The organism is Pseudomonas sp. S2_A10 (assembly GCF_054668465.1).
The window spans coordinates 4,027,637-4,050,054 of sequence record NZ_CP162773.1 but is presented as its reverse complement, the minus strand read 5'-3'; the positions used below and the strand labels follow the sequence as shown (position 1 = coordinate 4,050,054).

The 22,418-nt window shown below is 60.1% G+C and carries 18 protein-coding genes and 5 tRNA genes; 4 read left to right on the top strand and 19 right to left on the bottom strand.

The features are described 5' to 3' along the window. The first annotated feature begins 81 nt into the window (after nucleotides 1–81). Complete coding sequence (locus tag AB4N41_RS18145; RefSeq protein WP_252877809.1) at nucleotides 82–1,773, top strand: molecular chaperone HscC; 1,692 nt, start codon at nucleotides 82–84, stop codon at nucleotides 1,771–1,773. On the opposite strand, the gene AB4N41_RS18140 is transcribed toward AB4N41_RS18145, so the two are convergent. The 13 genes from AB4N41_RS18140 to uvrB form a co-directional block, all read right to left on the bottom strand. Continuing rightward, nucleotides 1,770–4,442 carry a DUF805 domain-containing protein gene (locus tag AB4N41_RS18140; RefSeq protein WP_252877808.1) on the bottom strand — a complete coding sequence of 891 codons (2,673 nt, stop codon included), beginning with the start codon at nucleotides 4,440–4,442 and terminating at the stop codon, nucleotides 1,770–1,772. The two genes, AB4N41_RS18145 and AB4N41_RS18140, sit on opposite strands and share 4 nt — an antisense overlap. Next, nucleotides 4,439–5,134: a DUF1266 domain-containing protein gene (locus AB4N41_RS18135; protein ID WP_056784370.1), complete on the bottom strand. Its 696-nt coding sequence runs from the start codon at nucleotides 5,132–5,134 to the stop codon at nucleotides 4,439–4,441. Before AB4N41_RS18135 ends, AB4N41_RS18140 begins: the two co-directional genes overlap by 4 nt. 191 nt (nucleotides 5,135–5,325) lie before the next feature. Beyond that, nucleotides 5,326–5,772: an Hsp20 family protein gene (locus tag AB4N41_RS18130; RefSeq protein ID WP_016773925.1), complete on the bottom strand. Its 447-nt coding sequence runs from the start codon at nucleotides 5,770–5,772 to the stop codon at nucleotides 5,326–5,328. A gap of 119 nt (nucleotides 5,773–5,891) precedes the next feature. Beyond that, nucleotides 5,892–6,851, bottom strand: a complete 960-nt coding sequence (locus AB4N41_RS18125) for a tRNA dihydrouridine synthase (RefSeq protein WP_252877807.1) — start codon at nucleotides 6,849–6,851, stop codon at nucleotides 5,892–5,894. Between the two features lie 174 nt (nucleotides 6,852–7,025). Next, nucleotides 7,026–7,469 (bottom strand): acyl-CoA thioesterase, encoded by a 444-nt coding sequence (locus tag AB4N41_RS18120; RefSeq protein ID WP_016773923.1) that lies wholly within the window; start codon nucleotides 7,467–7,469, stop codon nucleotides 7,026–7,028. Between the two features lie 46 nt (nucleotides 7,470–7,515). Next, nucleotides 7,516–8,349 (bottom strand): alpha/beta fold hydrolase, encoded by an 834-nt coding sequence (locus AB4N41_RS18115; RefSeq protein WP_150635760.1) that lies wholly within the window; start codon nucleotides 8,347–8,349, stop codon nucleotides 7,516–7,518. 30 nt (nucleotides 8,350–8,379) lie between these two features. Continuing rightward, entirely contained in the window at nucleotides 8,380–8,919 is a 540-nt protein-coding gene (locus AB4N41_RS18110) for a TetR/AcrR family transcriptional regulator (RefSeq protein WP_041478525.1), read from the bottom strand. Between the two features lie 182 nt (nucleotides 8,920–9,101). Further along, a tRNA-Glu gene (locus AB4N41_RS18105) sits at nucleotides 9,102–9,177 on the bottom strand. Nucleotides 9,178–9,257: 80 nt separating this feature from the next. Beyond that, nucleotides 9,258–9,333: transfer RNA gene (locus AB4N41_RS18100), tRNA-Ala, on the bottom strand. Between the two features lie 53 nt (nucleotides 9,334–9,386). Then, a tRNA-Glu gene (locus tag AB4N41_RS18095) sits at nucleotides 9,387–9,462 on the bottom strand. 79 nt (nucleotides 9,463–9,541) lie between these two features. Continuing rightward, nucleotides 9,542–9,617: transfer RNA gene (locus AB4N41_RS18090), tRNA-Ala, on the bottom strand. A gap of 188 nt (nucleotides 9,618–9,805) precedes the next feature. After that, nucleotides 9,806–11,287 (bottom strand): glutamate--tRNA ligase, encoded by a 1,482-nt coding sequence (gltX, locus tag AB4N41_RS18085; RefSeq protein ID WP_150635761.1) that lies wholly within the window; start codon nucleotides 11,285–11,287, stop codon nucleotides 9,806–9,808. Between the two features lie 164 nt (nucleotides 11,288–11,451). Beyond that, nucleotides 11,452–13,467, bottom strand: a complete 2,016-nt coding sequence (gene uvrB, locus AB4N41_RS18080; protein WP_016773919.1) for an excinuclease ABC subunit UvrB — start codon at nucleotides 13,465–13,467, stop codon at nucleotides 11,452–11,454. 337 nt (nucleotides 13,468–13,804) lie between these two features. Here uvrB and AB4N41_RS18075 point away from each other — a divergent pair, with 337 nt between their 5' ends. Beyond that, the gene (locus tag AB4N41_RS18075) at nucleotides 13,805–15,001 is read left to right on the top strand and encodes an amino acid aminotransferase (protein ID WP_016773918.1); all 1,197 of its coding nucleotides are present in this window, start codon (nucleotides 13,805–13,807) and stop codon (nucleotides 14,999–15,001) included. A 224-nt stretch (nucleotides 15,002–15,225) separates the two neighbouring features. Further along, on the top strand, nucleotides 15,226–15,426 hold the full coding sequence (locus AB4N41_RS18070) for a hypothetical protein (protein WP_016773917.1): 201 nt from the start codon (nucleotides 15,226–15,228) through the stop codon (nucleotides 15,424–15,426). Here AB4N41_RS18070 and AB4N41_RS18065 read toward each other — a convergent pair. Beyond that, complete coding sequence (locus AB4N41_RS18065) at nucleotides 15,423–15,653, bottom strand: hypothetical protein (protein ID WP_024012377.1); 231 nt, start codon at nucleotides 15,651–15,653, stop codon at nucleotides 15,423–15,425. The two genes, AB4N41_RS18070 and AB4N41_RS18065, sit on opposite strands and share 4 nt — an antisense overlap. 219 nt (nucleotides 15,654–15,872) lie before the next feature. Here AB4N41_RS18065 and AB4N41_RS18060 point away from each other — a divergent pair. Continuing rightward, nucleotides 15,873–15,948 (top strand) — tRNA-Asn (locus AB4N41_RS18060). Nucleotides 15,949–16,061: 113 nt separating this feature from the next. On the opposite strand, the gene AB4N41_RS18055 is transcribed toward AB4N41_RS18060, so the two are convergent. The 5 genes from AB4N41_RS18055 to AB4N41_RS18035 all read right to left on the bottom strand — a co-directional run bounded on the left by AB4N41_RS18055 (nucleotide 16,062) and on the right by AB4N41_RS18035 (nucleotide 22,316). Continuing rightward, nucleotides 16,062–17,585: a nucleobase:cation symporter-2 family protein gene (locus AB4N41_RS18055; RefSeq protein ID WP_024012376.1), complete on the bottom strand. Its 1,524-nt coding sequence runs from the start codon at nucleotides 17,583–17,585 to the stop codon at nucleotides 16,062–16,064. Nucleotides 17,586–17,863: 278 nt separating this feature from the next. After that, nucleotides 17,864–18,697 (bottom strand): arylamine N-acetyltransferase family protein, encoded by an 834-nt coding sequence (locus AB4N41_RS18050; RefSeq protein WP_252877806.1) that lies wholly within the window; start codon nucleotides 18,695–18,697, stop codon nucleotides 17,864–17,866. Nucleotides 18,698–18,798: 101 nt separating this feature from the next. Continuing rightward, complete coding sequence (gene xth / locus AB4N41_RS18045; RefSeq protein WP_252877805.1) at nucleotides 18,799–19,593, bottom strand: exodeoxyribonuclease III; 795 nt, start codon at nucleotides 19,591–19,593, stop codon at nucleotides 18,799–18,801. Between the two features lie 83 nt (nucleotides 19,594–19,676). Then, a complete protein-coding gene (locus tag AB4N41_RS18040) occupies nucleotides 19,677–21,119 on the bottom strand; it encodes a mechanosensitive ion channel family protein (protein ID WP_041478518.1) in 1,443 nt (480 codons plus the stop codon). A 330-nt stretch (nucleotides 21,120–21,449) separates the two neighbouring features. After that, nucleotides 21,450–22,316: a pirin family protein gene (locus AB4N41_RS18035; RefSeq protein ID WP_252877804.1), complete on the bottom strand. Its 867-nt coding sequence runs from the start codon at nucleotides 22,314–22,316 to the stop codon at nucleotides 21,450–21,452. Nucleotides 22,317–22,418 lie beyond the last annotated feature (102 nt).

Sequence of the window (22,418 nt, the reverse complement as noted above, 5' to 3'; positions counted from 1 at the left end):
CAGACTGGCAACAGAGCAACAATTGCCACGCTTTGCCTCAGCCTGTAGGGTCGCGTTTTTTGCGCCGCTTCGAGATCAACCATGCAGGATGCATCCCTTCCTCGCCCGGCCCTGCTGGGCATCGACCTTGGCACCACCAACAGCCTGATCGCCGTCTGGCGTGAAGGCCGCGCCGAACTGATCCGCAACGCCCTCGGCGATGTGCTGACACCGTCGGTGGTCAGCCTTGATGAAGACGACACGATTCTGGTCGGCAAAGCCGCCCGCGCCCGCCTGACCACGCACCCGGAACGCACTGCCGCCGCGTTCAAGCGCTTCATGGGCAGCGACAGGCAAATCCAGCTCGGCTCTCGCCAGTTCAGCCCGGAAGAGTTGTCGGCGCTGGTACTTGGCTCACTCAAGCAAGACGCGGAAGCCTTTCTCGGCCAGGCGGTCACGGAAGCGGTCATTTCCGTACCGGCATATTTCAGTGACGAGCAGCGCAAGCGCACCTTGTTCGCCGCCGAACTGGCCGGGCTGTCCGTGACGCGCCTGATCAATGAACCGACCGCTGCCGCCATGGCGTACGGCCTGCACGAACAGAAGTTCGAACGCACGCTGATATTCGATCTCGGCGGCGGCACGTTCGACGTCACCGTGCTCGAATACGCATTGCCGCTGATCGAAGTGCACGCCTCCACTGGCGACAACTTTCTTGGCGGCGAAGACTTTACCGCCGCCCTGTTGCAGGCCTGCCTGAAACACTGGCAACTCACCCCCTCAACGATCGATGCACAAGCCATGGCCAGCCTCGGTGATGCCCTCGAACAGCTGAAATGCAAACTCGGCGAAGGCGCGCAGCAGTTGAGCTGGCGGCATGCCGAGCAGACATTCGAATGGGAACTGGATGAAGCCGCTGCAGTGAAAATATGGGAGCCGTTGCTGGCCCGCTTGCGCGCGCCAATCGAACAGGCTCTGCGCGATGCCCGACTGAAACCGCGCGACCTCGACAGCCTGGTGCTGGTCGGTGGCGCCACGCGCATGCCGGCGGTACAGCAAATGGTCGCCACGTTGTTTGGACGCCTGCCTTATCGGCATCTTGATCCAGACACTATCGTGGCGCTGGGGGCGGCGACGCAGGCGGCATGCATGGCGCGGGACGGTGCGGTCGAGGAATTGATTCTGACGGATGTCTGTCCGTATACGCTGGGGATTTCGACTAATCGTGGCGAAGGCGTCAGTGGCGCGTTCTCGCCGATCATCGAGCGCAACACCATCATCCCGACCTCAAGGGTGGAGCGTTACCACACGACATCTCCACGACAGGAAGTCATCCGTATTGCGGTCTATCAGGGCGAACGTCCGTGGGTACGCGACAACATTTTTATCGATGCTTTCGATGTCACGCTGACGCCGAGCGATGATATCCAGGCGCTGGATGTGCGGTTCAGTTATGACATCAACGGTTTGCTCGAAGTTGACGTCACCCTGCCAAGGACGGGCGAACGCCACAGCCACAGCATTGACCGCAGCCCGACCGGACTCGATGCGCAATCGCGGCAAACCAGTCATGAACGCTTGAGTACGCTGAAAATTCACCCCCGCGACACTCTGCCCAATCGAACCCTGCTGGCTCGACTGGAACGGGCGTGGACGCAAAGTCTGGGCGAAGAACGCCAGCGGATTGCCGACTGGCTGGACAGTTTCACCACGGTGCTGGGCGACCAGCGATCGGAAGAAATCGCCAGCCACCGCTCACAACTCAACAAGGTTCTGGATGAGTTACGCCTCTAGCCGATAAGTCGCCGTAAGGTCGCCTGCAAACCACCGGACAAGGTATCTTCACCGCCACTGTCCGGTGGCACGCCATAACGATTGGGCAGCTTCTCTCCGGGAAAACCGAACAGTATCAGCGGCAGAAACGGCAATACCGGCGACAGCATTACCAAAATCAACAACATCGGAATGCCCCGCCCCATGTCATGCAAACGGCGCAGGACCGCACCGAGCAGAAACGCCAGGCCCAGTAGCAACACGACGATGCCGGATACGGGCGTACCGCTGAGCAACGCCGCCACGGGCGTCACCAGCAACGCGCCAATGACCTGCCAGATAAACGCCCCGCGCCCCAGCCGGGTACCCAGGCTCCAGAACGCAGCGGCGGGGGTTGGACGGGTCGTTGCCTTGGCTAACAGCAAACGCTCAGACCACGACAGCAATGCACTGAATGCGAAGCGCAAACCGAGTCCATTTTCCGAGTCATCCTTGGCCCGCTGCATGCGTAACAGAACCTTCTGCCTTGGCAAGCCCAGATTGCCAAAACGCACCAGATCCTTCAGCACATCCAGCGCCAGGTAAAAGGCGTCGCTGACACCCTCCTCCGCGAGAGCCTCACGGGGCGGGTGAACAGGCTCACCCTTGATCAGACTGTGACGGAAGCCGTCGAACCAGTCCTGTGGATTGACCACCTCGGTGATACTTTCCAGCAGGTATTTACGCTGTTGCGCAGTGAGCAACGGATCGTGGTAAAGGACTCCACCCAAGAGCATGCGCCCGAGCAAATCTTCGTTGAAGCTGACGATGTCGCTGCGCATGCACTCGAACAAACGGTCATTACCCAACAGCCGAGTGCTATCGAGCGCCTCATGCACACTGAACAACTTGCGCGCGAGCAGCGAGTGCACCGGATCCGCCGCTTGCAGCCAGCCGAGCAGGCCACTGGCGCTGCCCTGCTCGCGACTCAGGCGACAGAGCAGCGGCTGCAAACGGGCCAAGGGGTGTTCACGCGCAATGCTCATGGCGTCGACGCAGTGTCCCGATTGCGCGCCCAGCCAACGCGTCGGATCGTCGAGGGTGGCCAGCAGGTAAATCGCCTGACGATGCCATTCCCAGACATCAGAGTAGCTATCGACCGCCGGAAGCAGCATGCCTTGCGCGGCCAGTTGCGCTTGCAACTTGAGCCCCGCAAGCCGTTCGTCACGCTTGTCGAGACTGAACGCTTCGGCAAGCCGCGCCAGCGATCGGGCGTCGTAAGCACGCAAACGGCGCATCCACAGCAGACTGAGCTCAAGCGGTTCGCCCTTTTCCAGCGCCGACGGCAGTGTCGATGCCGAGTCGCTGGCCAGAAACGCTTCCAGGGCCTGAGGAATCGGCGCTCGGGTCAACCAGCAGATCTGCTGCCCGGCCTGATACTGCAAGCCTTCCAGCACCAGTTGATCGAGCACATCCCCCGGCTCGGATGCCTGCATGATGCGTCGCAGCAATGGCACATCACCACGGTGCAAAGCCCAGGCATGCTGGTAGAGCGTTTGCAACGGACGGTCATCACTGTCAATGATCAGCGCCGCCAACAACGGCAACTCGTCACCACTGACACGCCATTCGACAAATGCACCGGCAATGTCCTGCAACTCGAGCTGCTTGGCCCTGAACCAACGCCCGAGTGTTTCCGGGCGCTGTGATGGACTGCCGTACTCTTGAGTGACATCACCTAGATCCTCGGACCAGTCGCGGAAGTTTTCCAGACGATCAAAGGCCTGAATCAGCAGCGGCAGGCGCTGAGGCTGATGTCGCGCGCACAACGCCAGTAACCACGTCGCCGCTTTCGGATGCTGATGTTCGCGCCAGAGCCGCACCCATGCCTGCAGTGCCAACTCTTCCATTCCCAGCGCACTGCGCTGACAGGCCAACAGATACAGCCAGTCGACATCTTCAGGCGCAAGCCGATGCTGCTCGCTGATAATGTCGAGAAAGTCTTTGTTGGCGATATCAGCCTGACTGAACTGTATGGCCAGGCGTTGCAATAACCCGTCATCAGCAGGCAGGGGGATGCAAGTGTGCAGGCCGGCGAAATGACGGTAGTCGTCGAGCGACGCCTCTCGGTGCAGGTGATTCAGGGTTCGCACATACCAGAGAGTTTCCAACTGCGCGACAGCGGGCCAATGGCTCATCAACGAGGTGTCGAACGGATCCGCCGCGCTGATCCGCTGCAAAAACTCGTCGACATGCCGTGCGTTGTCGAAATCCAGATCCAGCATGCGGCTCGCCCAGCCCAGGCGCTGGGCCAACAAACGGGCGCAGACATGGGAAATCGGGCCGGCGTCGAGCAACTCGCGCAGCAATGGCCAGCAAACTTCGTCCAGCACCTCCAGCGGCAGGCGGTCCAGCTCAAGGTTGAATGCCTGCCAGGCCACCGGTTGGAAGCGACGCGCTGGATCAAGCAGCAATGCTTCAAAGTCGGCCATCGTCTGATCGGCAGGACTGATCTCATCGGCAACCGGTTGATCCGGCTCCACGGCTTCCTCGCGGGCAAAGCGTAATGCCAGCTCATAAGCCTCACGCAGCGCCTGAAAACCTTCCGGATCGGTTTCCGGATGGTGCTGCGGCAAGCGTGCGCGATAGGCGCCGCGAATGACGTCGTTGTCTTTGGTGGGCTCGATACCCAAGCGAATCCAGCAGCTCATGACCAGTCGAACTCCCCTAGCGAATCAGGCCGCTCGGGTGGATACAAGGGCATGTCCCAAGGCAATTGTGCGAACAGCGCGCGCGCATCACGATCAAGCTTTCTGATGACCACGGTGGTGCCTATGTAATCGCCTTGCCGGTCATATTCGTGCTCCAGCTCTTCATCCTTGTTGCCCAAGCAATGCCAGAAGGCTTTGCCGAAGACAAAGCCGTTAAGGTAGCTCGTCCAACTGTCGTAGTAGTAGCGCGCGCGTGCCGCCATGCGACCATGCAGCCAAAGGCTTTCGGTGAGATCAATCCAGCCGTGCAGCACTGCAGAACGCAGCAGAAAACCCATGCGACCAAGGTCCCAGGCACGGATGCCACCTGAACCGCACTCGCCAAATGTGCGACTGGCGAATTCGTAGAAAGCTCGCTGGCGAGTGTCGAGTGTTGCGAGCAAGGCCTGCCATTCGGACGGCAGACACCTCTGCCACTGCCGATAGGCTTCGTTCAACTGCGTAGCGTGGCCGTCATCGGCAGTACGCAGCATGTCCAACAGCTGTTCGCGCGTAGTGATGCCCCAACCACCTTCGACATCGACATGTTTGAGGTCAAAGCAATAGGTGGGTGCGGTGTAATCGGCGTCGGGATTGAGGGCGACCAAAGGCGCAGAAAGCGCGTATAGCCAGCGCTGTTCCATTTCGTCCATGAACAAAGGCTCCGGGGCCAGCGGGAATTAAGGGGGGGCTGGCCTTGATGGCGCGGATTGTAAAGAGCCACAAAGCCAGCAGCAAACGTTGCGTCGGCTTTCTTTGCGCGCACAAAAAAGGCCCCGACGTATCGGGGCCTTTCGTTCAGCGGCTTATCGCCGATTCGGGCGATTGTGTGTCAGCACATGAATCAATGCTGCAACGCCGGCTGCTGCGCTCCATTGATCGGGATGCGCTTGGCTTTCGCTTCTTCCGGGATCACACGGAGCAGGTCGATGCTCAGCAGGCCGTTGCGCAGCGCAGCGTCCTTGATCTCGATGTGATCGGCCAGACGGAACGACAGCTTGAAGGCTCGCTGGGCGATGCCTTGATGCAAGAACGTGACGCTTTCGTCAGTGTCACGCTTGCCGCCACTGATGGTCAGCACACCCTTCTCCACTTGCAGGTCCAGGTCTTCTTCCTGGAAACCGGCGGCCGCGACGACGATACGGTATTGATCATCACCGTGTTTTTCGACGTTGTAGGGTGGGTAGCTGCTGCCTGGCTCGTTACGCAGGGCGGTTTCGAACAGGTCGTTGAAACGGTCGAAACCTACCGAGGAACGGAACAGTGGCGCGAGAGAAAATGCAGTACTCATGATTCAAATCTCCTGAAAACAATCAGCAAGGTTTTGTGTCTCCGCGACCCGAATTCGGCATCGCGTAACCCTTAGATAGGGACCGCTGTTTTGATTTCAAGAGAATATTTTGAGATTTTTTATGCGGCTTCGACGAGCGGCAATCCGAGCAAGCGCGAGACTTGATCCGGCTCGGTTTCGCGACGCAGAACAGTGAAAAGCTCGGCGGCTTCCGGGTAGTTGCGCGTCAACATGGCCAGCCATTGCTTGAGGCGACCGGGCGATTGGCGCGCGGTCATCTGCGCCTTGGCCTGCAGCCAGAAGTCCTGAATCAGCGGCATCAGCTCGGCCCAGGTCATCTCGACGACCTCTTCACCAGCGCGAGCGGCAGCGATCTGCCGAGCGAGATCCGGGCGGGAGACCACGCCCCGACCGAGCATGATGTCTTCGACGCCGCTGATTTCGCGGCAACGGCGCCAGTCTTCGACGCTCCAGATGTCTCCGTTGGCGAAGACCGGGACCTTGACCACATCCTGCACACGCGGGATCCACTCCCAATGCGCCGGCGGTTTGTAGCCGTCCATTTTCGTCCGCGCGTGTACGACGATGTGCTCTGCCCCGCCTTCGGCCAGTGCCGTGGCGCAGACCAGCGAGCCGTCCGGGCTGTCGAAACCCAGGCGCATTTTCGCGGTGACCGGGATGTGCGCCGGGACGGCGCGACGGACATGCTCGACGATCTGGTTGAGCAGCTCCGGCTCCTTGAGCAGCACGGCGCCGCCACGGGATTTGTTGACGGTCTTGGCCGGGCAGCCGAAGTTGAGGTCGATCACTTCCGAGCCAAGCTCGCAGGCCAACGCCGCGTTTTCCGCCAGGCACACCGGATCGGAACCGAGCAATTGCACGCGCAGCGGTACGCCGGACGCGGTGCGAGCGCCGTTGAGCAGCTCGGGGCCGAACTTGTGGAAATAGGCCGGCGTGAGCAACTGGTCGTTGACCCGAATGAACTCGGTCACGCACCAATCGATGCCGCCAACGCGGGTCAACACGTCGCGCAGGATGTCGTCGACCAACCCTTCCATGGGCGCCAGAGCAATTTGCATGGGGAAACACTACTTGAAGAAAAAACGTGCGGCAGTTTACTGGATATCGCACAAATCCGCAGAACAACACATATCTCTGTGGGAGCGAGCCTGCTCGCGAAGACGGTCTGTCAGCTCATGCATGCGTGACTGACCTGACGCTTTCGCGAGCAGGTCGCTCCCACAGGGTGAGATTCACATGGCTTCTGCAATCTGGATCGCCGGGCCATAGCCTTCGATAAATTCCGCCGGCATACGCTTGGGCTTGCCGGTCGACAGCTCGATGCAGACAAATGTGGTCTGCGCGCGCAACAGGGTGGCGTTGTCGCTGGGGCGTTTGAGCTGGAAATGCCGGGTCATTTTCAGGCGCTGATCCCAATCGACGATCCAGGTCGCCAGTTGCAGTTCATCGCCTTCATAGGCGGCGGCCAGATAATCGATTTCGTGGCGGACAACGGCCATTGCTCGGTCCAGACGCCGGTATTCGACCAGGTCCAGGCCGAGGCGCTGCGAATGGCGCCAGGCGCAGCGCTCGAGCCAGGTGACGTACACCGCATTATTGGCGTGCCCGAGCCCGTCGATGTCTTCGGCGCCTACTTGCAGATCAATGGTAAACGGCGTTGCCCGATCCCAGCCCATGCTCCACTCCCGGTCAAAGTATTCAACCGGGGCAGTGTAACGGAGCTCAGGCCGATTGGCGCGCCTGAAGACTGCGACCGGCGAGCAGTGATAACACGCCATCAATCACTCGAGGGTCGGCCAGCACGCGTTGATGGCCGCCGCTTTCGAGGCGCAGCAGGCGGCTGTCGAACCAGGCTTCGTGAATCAATTGCGATTCTTTGACCGAGACAAAATTGTCGTCCTCGGCATGGACGATCAGGCCGGGCATATCCAGTTGATAGTGGGCCACGTCCAGCGTTGCGGCGCGCATGCCGACGTCCTGCTCGACCTGACGAATAAACGCCGAACGCGCGCGCGGCGGCATGCCGACCATTCGCGCGAAACCGCGCAGCACGCCAAGAATCCGTGACGGTGCGGCGATGCTGACCAGGGTTTCGGTGCGCAGCCCCAATTGCACGGCGAGCATCGCGCTGGCGCCGCCCATGGAATGGCCGATAACCGCTTGCAGCGGCGGCAATTCGGCAGCGGCTTCAAGCATGGCGCGGGCGAACAGCACTACATTGGCTTCTCGCCCAGGGGAGCGACCGTGTGCCGGGCCATCGAGCGCGACGACGGTATAGCCGGCATCAACCAAAGCGTTTATCAGCGAGGCGAATTGCGTTGGCCGCCCTTCCCAGCCATGCATCAGCAACACTGCAGGACCTTGGCCCCAGCGCAGCGCCGACAGGCCGAAGCGCAATGTGATGCGTTCGGAGCTGGCCAACAGCGGCAGCTCCCAATCGCGCAGCGGTAGCGCGCGGGGCGTCATGAACGCCAGACGCATTTTGCTTGCCACCAGTCTCGGTGCAAACCAGCCCAAGGTACCGTTAACGCCACGAACCCACTTCAACGCGTTCATCGCACTCTCCTCAGGCTTGTTGCCTTCAGGTCAACGCACCGCCGACTTGGCGGCGCGCAGCAATCGATCGGATAAATCTCCCGGACCCAGCGCTCTGGCCAAGGCCAGACCACCGACCATCAACGCGACATCGGCCAAAGCCTTGTCGGTGTCTTCAGGGCTGGCCGCCAGTTGCGCGACCATCAATTCCAAATGCTCGTTCAGCGCAATGCGGAACGACTCTGGCAAACGCCCCAGCTCCCCAATCGAGGCCGGGATCGGGCATGCGGCCTCGCTGGAATCCCGGTGTTTGCGTGACAGGTAGAACGCAGCCACCAAAGCGCGACGCTCTTCGCCGGTCAGATCGGCGTCCATGTCGGCAATCAGGTCGCGACGGCGGCCCAGCAGCTGTTTGAACGCCTCGAGCATCATCGCGTCCTTGCTTTCGAAGTGCGCATAGAAGCCGCCGACAGTCAGCCCGGCGGCGCCCATCACTTCACCCACGCTCGGGTCTGCCGGGCCGCGTTGAATCAATGCGGCGCTGGCAGCCTTGAGGATGCGTTCGCGGGTTTGAGCTTTTTTATCGTTCATCGTTGCCTCCGAATATTACGACTAGAATATTATTCGCATAATAATATTCCGCAAGTCATGAATATGACCGCTGGTCTGAAGCACAGTGTAAGGAAAAAGGAGAGTTGGCCAAACGCCAGACAAACAAAAGGGCCATTCAATAATTGAATGACCCTTATAAAATCCCGCAGAGCGGGTAATCGTGGCGTCCCCTAGGGGACTCGAACCCCTGTTACCGCCGTGAAAGGGCGGTGTCCTAGGCCACTAGACGAAGGGGACACAAACCCTTCTATACAACTGATCAGTGCTGAGAGCTGATCGATTCAAGGCCGGTGTGGCCAGACCTTGAACTGTAAAATTGGTGGAGCTAAGCGGGATCGAACCGCTGACCTCCTGCATGCCATGCAGGCGCTCTCCCAGCTGAGCTATAGCCCCGGATTTTTCGCCTCGCGGCGGAGTGATCTCTTGCAACATCACTTCTGTAAAACTGGCGTCCCCTAGGGGACTCGAACCCCTGTTACCGCCGTGAAAGGGCGGTGTCCTAGGCCACTAGACGAAGGGGACGCAAACCCTTCTATACAACTGATCAACGCTGAGTGTTGATCGCTTCAAGGCCGGTGTGGCCAGACCTCGAAGTGTAAATTGGTGGAGCTAGACGGGATCGAACCGTCGACCTCTTGCATGCCATGCAAGCGCTCTCCCAGCTGAGCTATAGCCCCTCATCGCTGAGGACGGGGCGAATCTTAAGGGCGTATCGAAAGCCTGTCAAACTTATTTTTGAAAAATTTCAAAATTTTTTGCCGGGATAACAATCACTTACCGCCCTCCCCCGTAAATTCGGGAGAAACGCCGAAGGCAGGATCAAAAGATCGCAGCCTTCGGCAGTCCTGCAAAGAAGCAAAAGCAATCAGGCGATGGCGCCCAAGAGCTTTTCCCATTCCTTGTTTTCTTTCTTCGACACGCCGCCCAGCAGGTCAATCGCCTGGCGCAGACGGAAACGGGTGAGATCCGGGCCGAGGATTTCCATCGCATCGAGCACCGACACCGAACTCGCCTGCCCGGTGATCGCAGCAAACATCAACGGCATCGCATCGCGCAGTTTCAGCTCGAGGGATTCGACCACCGCCTGGATCGTCGCGGTGATGCTGTCCTTCTCCCACTGCCGCAGGCTTTCCAGTTTCCACAGGATCAATTGCATCAACTGGCGAACCTGATCGCCGGAGAGCTTTTTCGACTCAAACAGCTTGGCATCCGGATTCACGCCGCCGGCAAAGAAGAACCCCGCCAGCGGTGCGACCTGGCTGAACGTTTCAACACGGCCCTGAACGTGCGGCGCGATTTTCATCATATAGTCGGAATTGAACGCCCACTTCTGCACGCGGGCGGCAAACTCTTCCACCGGCAGATCGCGCAGCCACTGGCCATTGAGCCACGACAGCTTCTCGATATCGAAGATCGGCCCGCCGAGGGAAACGCGCTTGAGGTCGAAGTTGTCGACCATTTCCTGCAGCGAGAACTTCTCGCGCTCGTCCGGCATCGACCAGCCCATGCGCCCGAGGTAGTTGAGCATCGCTTCCGGCATGAAGCCCATGCGCTCGTAGAACGTCACCGAGGTCGGGTTCTTGCGCTTGGACAGCTTGCTCTTGTCCGGGTTACGCAGCAGCGGCATGTAGCACAGCTCCGGTTGTTCCCAGCCGAAGTATTCGTACAGCAAAATCAGTTTCGGTGCCGATGGCAGCCATTCTTCGCCACGCAGCACGTGGGTGATGCCCATCAGGTGATCGTCGACCACGTTGGCGAGGAAGTACGTCGGCAGGCCGTCGGTCTTCATCAGCACCTGCATGTCCATGCGATCCCACGGGATCTCGACGTCGCCACGCAGTATGTCCGGCACCACGCAGACGCCTTCGCTCGGCACCTTCATGCGGATCACGTGCGGTTCGCCAGCGGCCAAGCGCGCCGCGACTTCTTCCTTCGACAGCAGCAGCGCGCGGCCGTCGTAGCGCGGAGTTTCGCCACGAGCCATTTGCTCGGCGCGCATCTGATCGAGTTCTTCAGCAGTGCAGAAGCACGGGAACGCATGCCCCATGTCGACCAGTTGCTGGCAGTACTTCTGGTAGATGTCGCCGCGCTCGCTCTGCCGATACGGGCCGTGCGGGCCGCCGACGTCCGGGCCTTCGCTCCAGTCGATGCCGAGCCAGCGCAGGGCGTCGAAGATCTGCTGTTCGGACTCGCGGGTCGAACGCAACTGATCGGTGTCTTCGATGCGCAGGATGAACTCACCGCCATGCTGCTTGGCAAAGCAGTAGTTGAACAATGCGATGTAAGCGGTACCTACGTGGGGGTCCCCGGTAGGCGATGGCGCGATGCGAGTGCGGACGGTGGTCATGGCTTGTCTCGAAAAAATGAAGAGCAGAACAATCAAGCGGCGAATGGTAACAGGCGACACCCGCCCCGCTCCAGCGGGCAGGGTATTTAAGCCAGATGCCCTAAGCCCTTCGGATGGTGTGAAGGCCATTCGCGAGCAGGCTCGCTCTTACAGGGAACGATCCCTTAAACCGTAAGCAATCGTTCGCGCAGTTTGGCAATCTCGTCACGCATCTGCGCCGCCGCTTCAAACTCCAGATCCCGCGCCAATTGGTACATCTTCTCTTCCAGCGCGCGGATGCGTTTGGTGATTTCGCTTGGCGAGCGCAGCTCGGCCTCGTACTTGGCGTTCTCTTCGGCGGCCTTGGCCATGCCTTTGCGCTTCTTGCTGCGCGAGCCCGGTACGGTGGCGCCTTCCATGATGTCGGCGACGTCCTTGATCACACCTTTCGGGGTGATGCCGTTCTCAAGGTTGAAAGCGATCTGCTTCTCGCGACGGCGCTCGGTCTCGCCAATCGCCCGCTCCATCGAACCGGTCATGCGATCGGCGTAGAGAATCGCCCGGCCATTGAGGTTACGCGCCGCGCGGCCGATGGTCTGGATCAGCGAGCGCTCGGAACGCAGGAAGCCTTCCTTGTCAGCATCGAGAATCGCCACCAGCGACACTTCCGGCATGTCGAGGCCTTCACGCAGCAGGTTGATCCCGACCAGCACATCGAACACGCCGAGGCGCAAATCGCGGATGATCTCGACGCGCTCGACGGTATCGATGTCCGAGTGCAGATAACGCACGCGCACGCCGTGGTCGGCGAGGTAATCGGTCAGGTCTTCGGCCATGCGCTTGGTCAGCGTGGTGACCAGCACACGTTCTTCGATCGCCACGCGCTTGGTGATTTCCGAGAGCAAGTCATCGACCTGAGTCAGTGCCGGCCGCACTTCAACCTGCGGGTCGACCAGGCCGGTCGGCCGCACCACTTGTTCGACCACGCGCCCGGCGTGCTCGGCTTCATAGTTGCCGGGGGTCGCCGAAACGAAAATGGTCTGCGGGCTGACCCCTTCCCACTCGTCGAAACGCATTGGCCGGTTGTCCAGCGCCGAAGGCAGGCGGAAGCCGTACTCCACCAGCGTTTCCTTGCGCGAACGGTCGCCCTTATACATCGCGCCGACCTGCGGCACGCTGACGTGGGATTCGTCGATCACCAGCAAGGCGTCGGCAGGCAGATAGTCGTAAAGCGTGGGTGGCGCCGCGCCGGATGGACGCCCGGAAAGGTAGCGCGAGTAGTTTTCGATGCCGTTGCAGTAACCCAGTTCGAGGATCATCTCGAGGTCGAAACGGGTGCGCTGCTCCAGGCGCTGGGCCTCCACCAGTTTGTTGTTACTGCGCAGGTATTCGAGGCGCTCCTGCAATTCGACCTTGATGCCTTCGATGGCGTCGAGCAGGGTTTCCCGAGGCGTCACGTAGTGGCTCTTCGGATAGAAAGTGAAGCGCGGCATCTTGCGGATGACTTCGCCGGTCAGCGGATCAAACGCGGAAATGCTCTCGACCTCGTCGTCGAAAAGCTCAATGCGGATCGCTTCCAGATCGGATTCCGCCGGGAAGATATCGATCACATCACCGCGCACGCGGAACGTCGCCCGGGCAAAATCCATGTCGTTGCGGGTGTATTGCAGGTCAGCCAGGCGCCGCAGGAGCGCGCGCTGATCGAGCTTGTCGCCGCGATCCACGTGCAAGACCATTTTCAGATAGGTTTCCGGGCTGCCCAGACCATAGATGCACGACACCGTGGTGACGATGATCGCGTCCTTGCGCTCCAGCAACGCTTTCGTCGCGGACAGTCGCATCTGCTCGATGTGGTCGTTGATCGACGCGTCCTTCTCGATGAAGGTGTCGGACGACGGCACATAGGCTTCGGGCTGGTAGTAGTCGTAATAGGAAACGAAGTATTCAACGGCGTTGTTGGGGAAGAACGCCTTGAACTCACCGTACAACTGCGCGGCCAGGGTCTTGTTCGGCGCCAGCACCAGCGTTGGCCGCTGTACCTGCGAGATGACGTTGGCAATGCTGAAGGTCTTGCCCGAGCCGGTCACACCGAGCAATGTCTGGTGCGCCAGCCCGGCGTCAATGCCCTCAACCAATTGGCGAATGGCTTCCGGCTGATCGCCGGCAGGCTCGAAGCGGGTGACTAGCTGGAATTCCGACATACACACCTCTGGATTCGCGGCGCTCCGCGTCAGACGGAGCACCACGAGGACGACCGCAAACGACCGATGTCGCGCAAGAAAAAACCTGGATTGTGCTGAATGTGGTGGCGATTGCCTGACCTTTCAAGGCAAACGTCCTACATCCGGTAAAGAGTCTGACAAAGTCAATCGACTAACGGTCCAGAAATAATCGGAAAAACTTACCCCAAAAGCCGATTCGCCTGTCGCCATTGCGCGGTGATGGCCTCTATACTAGCTCCCCGTTTGTGCACCGCTCTAGTGCATTCGGCTGGAGCGCTACACGTCCCTCCACTCTCCATTCAGAGCCGCCGTAATAATGAGCCTGTTCTCCGCTGTCGAAATGGCACCCCGCGATCCAATCCTGGGCCTCAACGAAGCATTCAACGCCGATACCCGGACCACCAAGGTCAACCTGGGCGTAGGCGTGTACTGCAACGAAGAGGGGCGAATTCCACTGCTGCGCGCGGTGATCGAAGCCGAGACGATTCGCGTCGCGCAACACGCTTCGCGCGGTTACCTGCCGATCGATGGCATCGCTGCCTACGACCAGGCCGTGCAGAAACTGCTGTTCGGCAACGACTCGCCGCTGATCAGCGCCGGTCGCGTCATCACCACTCAGGCCGTCGGCGGGACCGGCGCGCTGAAGATCGGTGCCGACTTCCTCAAGCAACTGCTGCCGAACGCCGTCGTGGCGATCAGCGACCCGAGCTGGGAAAACCACCGCGCGCTGTTCGAGACCGCTGGTTTCCCGGTGCAGAACTATCGTTACTACGACGCTGCCACCCACGACGTGAACCGCGCCGGCATGCTCGACGACCTCAACGCCCTGCCGAACGGCTCGATCGTTGTCCTGCATGCTTGCTGCCACAACCCGACCGGCGTCGACCTGACCCCGGCGGACTGGAACAAGGTACTGGAAGTGGTCAAGGCCAAAGGTCACGTGCCGTTCCTCGACATGGCTTACCAGGGTTTCGGCGACGGCATCGATGAAGACGCCGCCGCTGTGCGCCTGTTCGCCGAATCCGGCCTGACCTTCTTCGTCTCGAGCTCGTTCTCCAAATCGTTCTCGCTGTACGGCGAACGCGTTGGCGCACTGTCGATCATCAGCGAATCGAAAGAAGAAAGCGCGCGCGTGCTGTCGCAGGTCAAGCGCGTGATCCGCACCAACTACTCCAACCCGCCGACCCATGGCGCCAGCATTGTTGCTGCGGTGCTGAACAGCCCGGAACTGCGCGCACAGTGGGAAGCCGAGCTGGCCGAGATGCGCCTGCGCATTCGCGGCATGCGCGAGCAGATGGTTGCCCTGCTGGCGGAAAAAGCCCCGGGCCGCGATTTCAGCTTCGTTGGTCGTCAGCGCGGCATGTTCTCCTACTCCGGCCTGACCACTGAACAAGTGCATCGCCTGCGCAACGAGTTCGGCATCTACGCCCTGGACACCGGCCGCATCTGCGTGGCTGCGCTGAACCAGAGCAACATCAAGGCTGTGACGGACGCGATCGTTCAGGTCATCTGATTTCGCCGCGCGATGAAAAACGGGAAGCCTTTGGGCTTCCCGTTTTTATTTGTCTCTGGAAACGCCTTGCAACCTCTAGACTGCACACAATTCAAATCTGTGGGAGCGAGCCTGCTCGCGAATGCGGTCGACCAGTTGATGTTATGTCATCTGACAAGACGCTTTCGCGAGCAGGCTCGCTCCCACAGGACATGAGCCGAACCCGGAACCTTGCGAGAACCCACATGAAAAACGACAACCTGCGCGCCGACCGTGACGACCTGGATGATTTCATCCCGCGCGCTCCGGCCAAGCGTGAAAAGAGCCTGGTGCTGCAAGTCGCCACCGGGGTATTCCTCGGTGGCCTGGCCCTGTGGCTGGTGCAACTGGCGGCGACAGCGGCCTATGCCAAGCTGATGCTCGGCACGATTACTTTCGGCAGTTAAGCCAGTTCAGCCGAGCGCTGGGTGGCGGCATCGTCGTAAATCACATACAGCGATTCGGCGACCTGGCTTTTGATGGCCTTGCTGCTTTCGAGACCGAGGACGAAACCTTCGGCCTTGCCGCCGGCGCGGTTCAATTCTTCGGCGGTACTGGCGCCGGTGATTGCATCGAAGAGTTTTTCGGCGTGCGGGCCGATCCCTTTGGGCAGGCTGATCTGTGCGGTGCTCATGCGAGCACCTCGGTGTTGCGAGTGATTTGAATCATGGCGCGTACCTTTGCGGCGAATGGCCGGTAGCGCGTGTGACCACTTCCGGGCTGCCATGGTAGACCTCTGAAGTCTTTCTGGTAACCGTCAATCGCTGACAAAATGCCGTCCGTCCCGCTGAATCACATAAATCGCCAGGCGACGCTTGACTTCTCTTTTTGAATCAGTAACATACGCACCAATTCCGCAATAGCTCAGTTGGTAGAGCAAGTGACTGTTAATCACTGGGTCCCTGGTTCGAGTCCAGGTTGTGGAGCCAAATAGCAAAGCCCCTGAATCGCAAGGTTCAGGGGCTTTTTTGTAGGCGCATTAAAAATACCAAAAGGCCGATCTGTTTGGGCATATCGGCCTTTCCTGTTTCAGACGCAGCGGTCAGACATGTTCGCTGCTTTTCACCTGCACCTTCGGCGCGCCGTGGCCATGATCATGGTCATCCGGCTCGATCACCGGCACTTCCTTGCCATCGCAATCATGCAGCTTGCCGTCACTGAAGTAATCGCCTTCACGCAGCGCGGCGAGATCGCGATAACGCAGCGTGCGCTCTTCGGCTGCGGCGAACACCGACTGTTGATCCGAGTTGCCGGTCGTGAAGTGGTTGAAGGCCAGATTGAGCAGGATCGCCATGATTGCCGATGAACTGATGCCCGAATGGAAAATCGTCGCGAACCAGCTCGGGAAGTGATCGTAGAAGTTCGGCGCTGCGATCGGGATCATGCCGAAACCGATCGAAGTGGCGACGATGATCAGGTTGACGTTGTTGCGGTAGTCCACCTTCGACAACGTGCGAATGCCACTCGCCGCCACGGTGCCGAACAGCACGATCCCTGCGCCGCCGAGGACAGAAGTCGGCACGGCGGCAATCACCCGGCCCATGAACGGCAGCAGCCCGAGGACGACGAGAAACAGACCGCCGGTGGCCACCACGAATCGGCTCTTGATCCCGGTCACCGCCACCAGGCCGACGTTTTGCGCGAAAGCACTTTGCGTAAACGAACCGAAGATCGGCGCAAACATGCTCGACAGCATGTCGGCGCGCAGGCCGTTGCCCAAGCGTTTGGAATCTACCTTGGTGTCAATGATTTCGCCCACGGCAAGGATGTCTGCCGAGGTTTCCACCAGCGTCACCATGACCACAATGCACATCGACAGGATCGCGGCGAAATGGAAGGTCGGCATGCCGAAGTGGAACGGTGTCGGGAAGCCGAACATGGGGCCGGTGGTGACACTGGAGAAATCCGCCATGCCGAGGAACACCGCCAGCACCGTGCCGATGACCATGGCCAGCAGAATCGACAGCCGAGAAATGGTCGCGCTGCCAACCTTGCTCAGCAGCAACACCAGCACCAGCGTCACCGCCGCCAGACCGATGTTCTGCATGCTGCCGAAGTCCGGCGCGTGGCTGTTGCCGCCCATCGCCCAGCGTGCGGCCACTGGCATCAGCGTCAGGCCGATGGTGGTGATCACAATGCCGGTGACCAGCGGCGGAAAGAACTTGGTGATGCGCGAAAACACTGGCGTGATCAGCAAGCCGATCAACGAGGCGGCAATCACCGCGCCCAGCACCGATTGGAAACCGCCCTCCCCGCCACTGCTGACGATCGCGACCATGGTCGCCACGCCGGAGAACGATACGCCTTGGACCAGCGGCAGCTGACAGCCAAAAAACGGCAGACCCAGGGTTTGCAGCAACGTCGCCAGCCCCCCCGCAAACAATGAAGCAGCAATCAACAGACCAATGTCCGCCGGCGACAGACCCGCCGCCTGGCCAATGATCAGTGGCACCGCAACGATACCGCCGTACATGGTCAGAACGTGTTGCAGGCCGTAAGCCATATTCGCGCCGACCCCGAGGTTTTCGTCCTCGGGCCGTTGGTGTGAAACATGGGGCGTTTTCATGGTGGGGGGTTCCCTGGTTTTTGTTATGCGCACACTGTATTCAATACTCAGGACAAATGTCCATAGAGTTGTATACAACTTGTCAGTCACATAATGGTTAGGTAGCCATCCAACCTTCTAGTCTGCGCTTCTTGCCCCAACAAATTCGGCAACACATCCCCGCTGCGTCCGCGCCAGTGCCCACCAGGCTGAAGTGTTCAAGGCGACCGACGGTGCAGTCGCGCTCTTTCAGCGGCAATCGGGGAGATCCGTCGCGTATTGGAGCCTGATGTAAAGCCTTAGATGGAGGCTGGCGCGATGACCCGAGCCAGCGCTTGCCGCACACGCGGTGAATCAGGCACTTGAAGATCAAACTCACGCCGCAGCAATTTCATCAGCTCGTCGACATCCGCCACCTCGCGCCGCTCACTGTCCGCGCCCATGTGATGAATGGCAAAACTGCCGTTGTTCAGGGTTTTGCGCCAACCAGCGCCGGTGCGCGCCAGCATCAGGCGCTGGGCAAAAGGTGACTCGGGATGCGTCGAGACGTACCAGTTGCCGACGGTGTAATCGATGTCTTCCTGGCGCTGCAGATCAAACAGGTACATCGGCCGCCATTCACCTGCGACCTTGGCGCGCAGCAGGTAGCCATCGGTTCGCTTGTCGATGCAATAGGGTTCGTGTGGGGTGGGTTGTTCATGTTCGCTGTCGAGCAAAAGCGGCGCGGTGGGCACCATGCCGCCAAAGCCGACGTCGGCGATATAGCGAGTGCCGTCGATGGTGACCAGGCTCAAACGATGGGTGCGCGCCGTCCAGCTGCCTTCCGGTTGATTCATCACCACGCGCCCGCTGATGCCGCGCGCCTCAAATCCCAGTTCAAGCAAAAGCGCATAAAACAAATGATTGAGCTCATAGCAGTAGCCGCCCCGCCCTTGCTGCAGCACCTTGCTTTCGATGGAGTCCAGGTCGATCGACACCGGTTCACCCATGATCGTAGCCAGATTTTCGAAAACAAATTCGGCGGTATGGCGCAGTTGCAACTGACGCAACGTATCCAGCGTCGGTGGCGGCGGCGCATCGAAACCCAAACGTTGCAGATACAGATTGGTATTGCTCAGCCGTGGCGCACTCATTGCTCGATCCTTATGCGTGGGGCCGCAGAACACTGCGTGGATGTTGCCCTGTATACGGGATCAAGCACGGCTTCCGACAATTGATTTCGCCAATCGCCCGCTCAGCGCTTTTTCCGCGAAGCGATGCGAATCCATGTCGGTGCATGGTCGCTGGCGTGCGGTTCGTTGCGCACCCAGGCGTCGACGCCGGCATCGTGCAGATACGGGCTCAATGCCGGGTTGAGCAGCAGGTGGTCGATGCGCAGGCCGGAGTTGGTTTGCCAATGGTTACGGAAATAATCCCAGAAGGTATAGATGCGTTCTTCGGGATACACGTGGCGCAGGGAATCGGTCCAGCCCTGGCCCAGCAGGCGCTGATAGCACTCGCGGCTTTCGGGTTGCAACAAAGCATCCTTGAGCCAGGATCGCGTGTTGTAGATGTCCATGTCGGTGGGCACGACATTGAAGTCACCGGCGAGCACCACCGGGTGATCGCTGCTTTGCAGGTCTTTGGCGTAATTGATCAGACGCTCGAACCAGGCCAGTTTGTAATCGAATTTCGGCCCCGGCTGCGGGTTGCCGTTGGGCAGATACAGGCAACCGACCAGCACACCGTGCACCGCCGCTTCGATATAGCGGCTGTGCGTGTCATCGGGATCGCCGGGCAAACCGCGTCGACTCTCCAACGGCTGCGCATCACGCGCCAGAATCGCCACGCCATTCCATGACGCCTGGCCCTGCCAGATCGCGCCGTAACCGGCGGCCTCCAGTTCGGCGGCGGGAAATGCGCTGTCGACTGACTTGAGCTCTTGCAGGCAGGCGATGTCCGGCTGCTCGCGCTTGAGCCATTCCAGCAGATTCGGCAGCCTCGCGCGCATGCCATTGACGTTGAAGGTGGCGATTCGCAGGTTTTTCATCGTCTGCAACTCCTGCCCGGTGGGATTGCAAATTGTGACCCTGAGAACGCCGCGCAGGTTGCATCGAATGACAATGCGACAGCTCAGACGCGATTACGCAGCCATTGCAGGAAGCCTCTTTTCGGCGCGACCACGGGCGCTTCCTCGGTCAGCGACTGCGCCTTGTGCAGGCGGAAATCGAGCAACGCCTGCATCGCATCATGGATGTCATGGCGCGCGTCCAGGCACGGTTTCAGGTAGGACTTCTCGATGCGATACAGGGCGCAGAAAGTCTTCGCGGAAAAATCCGCCGGCAGCGCGGTGTCGGAGAGAATCCCGGCCTCGCCGATCACCTCGCCCGGCCCCATGCGCCCGGATTCCAGGGGTGCACCATGGCGCTTGAGCGTCACCGAAACCACGCCGGATTCAATGATGAACAAATGATCGCTGACCTCCCCGCCCGCCAGAATCGTTTCGCCGGCGCGGAAGGTTTGCAGGGTCATGTTCTGGCTGAAGGTGTCTTTCTCTTCTTCACGCAGAGTCGAGAAGATCGGTGAGCTTTCTAACAACGCCCTTGGCCGCGACAACTGCGGTGCGGCGCTGGTCTCGTTGCTCGACAGCAGGTTGACGCCGGAGGCCTGCAAATGCCGGTAAGCGAGGTCGAACAACTGATTGCGCACCACGCGCTTCTCGCCCATCGAGGCGACAAATCCACTGATTTCGTATTCCGCGCCGCCGCTGGCAGAACTCTTCAACGATACGCTCGGCGCCGGCGTGTCGAGCAATTGCCGGCAACCCTGCATTGCCCGCTCCAGCGCCTCGATCACTGAGCTGGGCCGGGCATGGGGGCTGACAGGCACGCTGACGGAAACGCCGAACATATTGCTCGGTCGGCTGAAGTTGATGATTTTGGCTTTCGCCGCCAGCGAGTTGGGTATCACGGCCATGCTGCCCTGGCTGGTTTGCAGACGCGTGGCGCGCCAGTCGATGTCGGTGACGCGGCCCTCGGTGCCGTCGATGGAGATCCAGTCATCGAGTTGATAGGGCTTGGTGGTGTTGAGGACGATGCCGGAGAACACGTCGCTCAACGTGCTCTGCAAGGCCAGACCGACGATGATCGCCAACGCGCCGGACGTCGCCAGCACGCCTTTGACCGGCAGATCGAGCACGTACGCCAGCGCCGCAATGATCGCGATGAGGAAAATCACCGCGCCGAGCAAGTCCTGCAACAGCCGGCCGGTGTGGCCGACCCGCTGCATCATCACCGCGCCGATCAGCACCGTCAGGGTCCGCGCACCAAACAGCCACCAGCCGATCTGCAACCCGGTCGCCGCCAGATGCAGCGGCACGTTGTCGGCCCACGGCGCCGGCTCCATCGGGTTGAGGCCTTCGTTGAACAGCACAATGCTGAACAGGGCGAAAATCAGTACCCGCACCAGCAGCTTCCATTCGCTGCCGCGAGAGCTGATCAGCCGCCACAGGCCAAGATCGAGCAGGATCAGGATCAACGCGCTAAACAACGGGTGTTCGGTCAGCAGAGACAGCATCAAACAACTCCGACAAAGGCCAATCGCGAGAAGATCGCACAGATTGGTACAGTGTAGGAGCAATTGATTTCGGCGGATGAACCGCCGCTTGAAAACACTGCGAAACCCTGTAGGAGCTCCCGAAGGCTGCGATCTTGAGGCTGTGGGACGCGGAGCGTCCCCGGCTGCATTCCCACTCAGAGCGTGGGAACGATCAGACGCTGAAAAACCTGTGGGAGCGAGCCTGCTCGCGAAGGCGTCCTGTCAGTCACTACCTCTTCGACTGAATCAGAGCATTCGCGAGCAGGCTCGCTCCCACAGGGGAGTTTCAGTTGCCAGTAAAGCTCGGGGTCAGGCGTGCATCCGGCCAAAACGCCCGGACTGGAAGTCGGCGAAGGCCTGATGAATTTCCTGCTCGGTATTCATCACAAACGGGCCGTGACCAACGATCGGTTCGTCGATCGGCTCGCCGCTGAGCAGCAATACCACCGCGTCTTCGCTGGCCTGGAGAGTGAGTCGATCACCGTCGCGTTCGAACAGCGCCAACTGCCCTACCCCTACCGATTCCGCACCGTTAACCTGCACCGAACCTTTCAGCACCACCAGTGCGGTGTTGCGTCCTTCGTGCAGATCAAGCGTCAGCACCTTGCCAGCATTGAGGCGCAGATCCCAGACGTCGATCGGCGTGAAGGTGCGCGAAGGTCCGGTGTGCCCGTCGAATTCACCGGCGATCAGACGCAGGCTGCCGGCGTTGTCCTTGAGCGCGATGCTGGGAATGTCGCGGTCGAGAATGGTCTGGTAACCCGGCGCGGCCATTTTGTCCTTGGCCGGCAGGTTGACCCACAGCTGGACCATTTCCAGCTTGCCGCCGGTTCTGGCGAAATTCTCCGAATGAAACTCTTCATGGAGGATGCCGGACGCTGCGGTCATCCACTGCACGTCGCCCGGGCCGATGGTGCCGCCGCTGCCGGTGGAGTCGCGGTGTTGCACTTCGCCGTCGTAAACGATGGTCACGGTTTCAAAACCACGGTGCGGATGCTGGCCGACGCCACGCTGTTCAGTGGTCGGGGTGAATTCGGCGGGACCGGCGTGATCGAGCAGCAGAAACGGGCTGATGTGCTTGCCCAGGTTGTCGTAAGAGAAAAGTGTGCGCACCGGGAAACCATCGCCGACCCAATGGCCGCGCGGGCTGGTGTAAATGCCGATGATGTTTTTCATGGGGTCTCCAATGGGTAAATGCATTGGATTAAGCCTAAAGGCATATCGAATATTCGACTAGACGGTGAAAACCGGCTTGAGTGTTCCATGTGCAGAACAATT

Excerpts from the sequence above, each read along its gene's own strand:
- AB4N41_RS18110 (WP_041478525.1), bottom strand. The coding sequence starts at position 8,919 with ATGAACGATAAAAAAGCTCAAACCCGCGAACGCATCCTCAAGGCTGCC.
- xth (WP_252877805.1), bottom strand. The coding sequence starts at position 19,593 with ATGAAAAACCTGCGAATCGCCACCTTCAACGTCAATGGCATGCGCGCG.
- AB4N41_RS18040 (WP_041478518.1), bottom strand. The coding sequence starts at position 21,119 with ATGCTGTCTCTGCTGACCGAACACCCGTTGTTTAGCGCGTTGATCCTG.
- AB4N41_RS18075 (WP_016773918.1), top strand. The coding sequence starts at position 13,805 with ATGAGCCTGTTCTCCGCTGTCGAAATGGCACCCCGCGATCCAATCCTG.
- AB4N41_RS18055 (WP_024012376.1), bottom strand. The coding sequence starts at position 17,585 with ATGAAAACGCCCCATGTTTCACACCAACGGCCCGAGGACGAAAACCTC.
- AB4N41_RS18135 (WP_056784370.1), bottom strand. The coding sequence starts at position 5,134 with ATGGACGAAATGGAACAGCGCTGGCTATACGCGCTTTCTGCGCCTTTG.
- AB4N41_RS18115 (WP_150635760.1), bottom strand. The coding sequence starts at position 8,349 with ATGAACGCGTTGAAGTGGGTTCGTGGCGTTAACGGTACCTTGGGCTGG.
- uvrB (WP_016773919.1), bottom strand. The coding sequence starts at position 13,467 with ATGTCGGAATTCCAGCTAGTCACCCGCTTCGAGCCTGCCGGCGATCAG.
- AB4N41_RS18125 (WP_252877807.1), bottom strand. The coding sequence starts at position 6,851 with ATGCAAATTGCTCTGGCGCCCATGGAAGGGTTGGTCGACGACATCCTG.
- AB4N41_RS18070 (WP_016773917.1), top strand. The coding sequence starts at position 15,226 with ATGAAAAACGACAACCTGCGCGCCGACCGTGACGACCTGGATGATTTC.
- AB4N41_RS18145 (WP_252877809.1), top strand. The coding sequence starts at position 82 with ATGCAGGATGCATCCCTTCCTCGCCCGGCCCTGCTGGGCATCGACCTT.
- gltX (WP_150635761.1), bottom strand. The coding sequence starts at position 11,287 with ATGACCACCGTCCGCACTCGCATCGCGCCATCGCCTACCGGGGACCCC.
- AB4N41_RS18130 (WP_016773925.1), bottom strand. The coding sequence starts at position 5,772 with ATGAGTACTGCATTTTCTCTCGCGCCACTGTTCCGTTCCTCGGTAGGT.
- AB4N41_RS18120 (WP_016773923.1), bottom strand. The coding sequence starts at position 7,469 with ATGGGCTGGGATCGGGCAACGCCGTTTACCATTGATCTGCAAGTAGGC.
- AB4N41_RS18065 (WP_024012377.1), bottom strand. The coding sequence starts at position 15,653 with ATGAGCACCGCACAGATCAGCCTGCCCAAAGGGATCGGCCCGCACGCC.
- AB4N41_RS18035 (WP_252877804.1), bottom strand. The coding sequence starts at position 22,316 with ATGAAAAACATCATCGGCATTTACACCAGCCCGCGCGGCCATTGGGTC.
- AB4N41_RS18050 (WP_252877806.1), bottom strand. The coding sequence starts at position 18,697 with ATGAGTGCGCCACGGCTGAGCAATACCAATCTGTATCTGCAACGTTTG.
- AB4N41_RS18140 (WP_252877808.1), bottom strand. The coding sequence starts at position 4,442 with ATGAGCTGCTGGATTCGCTTGGGTATCGAGCCCACCAAAGACAACGAC.